This is a genomic window from Clostridium sp. ATCC BAA-442, from assembly GCF_964239415.1.
In the GTDB taxonomy this organism is placed as follows: domain Bacteria; phylum Bacillota; class Clostridia; order Oscillospirales; family Oscillospiraceae; genus Flavonifractor; species Flavonifractor plautii.
Window position 1 is genome coordinate 89485 of record NZ_CAXSQB010000011.1, and the last position, 1287, is coordinate 90771.

Below are 1287 nucleotides of genomic sequence, written 5' to 3' on the forward strand. Positions count from 1 at the left end.
GACTGGGGCGCCGGCTCTGTGCTGCTATCCGACGGTGCCCTGTATGGCGCTCTCGGCCAGGGCCAGATCATCCTTGTGCACATATACCGTGTACTCGAAGGGGGCTGCGCCGTCCCCCAGATGGAGGGCTGGGCCGGAGGTTCCATAGCCGGAGAAGCCGCCCACCGGGCGGCGGTCCTGGGTGATGACAAACTCCACCCCCGCGCCCTGGAGGGCGGCGCGGAGCTGTCCGACCTCCTGGGCGTTGAAGGTACTGTAAAGCTTGCGGCGGGCGAAGAGGGGGATGCTGGACATAATGGCACACTCCTTTCGGCAAAAAGAGACCGCTTCCAACGGCCGCCCACGGGCATTTTTCAGTTGAGGGTGCCCTGAAGGGCGGCCTGGGCCAGCTCAAAGTCGTCCTCATGGACATAAATAATGTATTCAACGGAGGGGGGGACCAACTGCAGGCCGATGCCGAAAAAGGAACCGTTCTGGCGGTCCTGCCGAATGATGAATTCCACCCCGGCGTCCTGGAGGGCGGCGCGGAGCTGCCCGACCTCCTGGGCGTTGAAGGTGCTGCAGAGCCTGCGGCGGGCAAAGAAGGGGATGCTGGACATGACGGCACGCTCCTTTCCACAGAAAAGGCCTTGTTTCCAACCGCCGCCCGCAGGGCGGCCCCCCAACCGCGAGCCCAACAACGGGGGTCGCGGTTGGAGGCGAAGAACCGCCCGGCCCGGCTAAGAGGTTTCGCCATCCCGGCGGAACCTCGTGCCAAAAGGGCGGTTCTGAGCCCGTGGCGGGGGCGGGTGCGAATCGAACACACCAGGACGGGAGCGCCGTCCCCGTCGGTTTTGAAGACCGGGGGGCCCACCAGCGGCCCTTCCGCCCCCATATCCACTCCCATCATAGCTGGTTTTCCACCGTGGGTCAAGCAGATGTGGAAAAAATCCGGCCCTCTCCCTGCCGGCGGGTGACGCCGGAGGCGTCCCAGTGCTCTAGCAGGAGCAGGGCGCACCGGCGGGAACAGCCCAGGGCATCCCTGGCCTGGGCCAGGGAGAAGGGGGCGGGGCCGAAGTACCCGCGCAGCCGGGCCTCCGCCACCCGGACGACCCCGGCGTGGAGCAGATGGCCGGGGGAGAGCTCCAGCAGGACGCCCCGCTCCTTCAGGCGGCGGCAGGCCCGGCGCGCCTCCCTGATCCGCCCGGCAAAGCGGGGCTCCACCCGCTCCCAGGAGGGCGGCTCCAGGCCGTACCCCAGATAGAGGGCCTCCAGCTCCCCCTCCGCCTCCGCCGACGGGGCGGGGGC

3 protein-coding genes and 1 tRNA gene are annotated in these 1287 nt (G+C 68.2%); all 4 read right to left on the bottom strand.

Features of this window, described 5'->3' with window-relative positions; genetic code table 11:
• Positions 1-24: 24 nt before the first annotated feature.
• A complete protein-coding gene (locus ACESY8_RS07135) occupies positions 25-294 on the bottom strand; it encodes a putative signal transducing protein (protein ID WP_498794678.1) in 270 nt (89 codons plus the stop codon).
• A 59-nt stretch (positions 295-353) separates the two neighbouring features.
• Complete coding sequence (locus tag ACESY8_RS07140; RefSeq protein WP_054339449.1) at positions 354-599, bottom strand: putative signal transducing protein; 246 nt, start codon at positions 597-599, stop codon at positions 354-356.
• A gap of 177 nt (positions 600-776) precedes the next feature.
• Positions 777-872 (bottom strand) — tRNA-Sec (locus tag ACESY8_RS07145).
• 37 nt (positions 873-909) lie between these two features.
• A partial coding sequence (locus ACESY8_RS07150) for a SelB domain-containing protein (protein WP_498794679.1) occupies positions 910-1287 on the bottom strand: 378 nt, incomplete at its 5' end.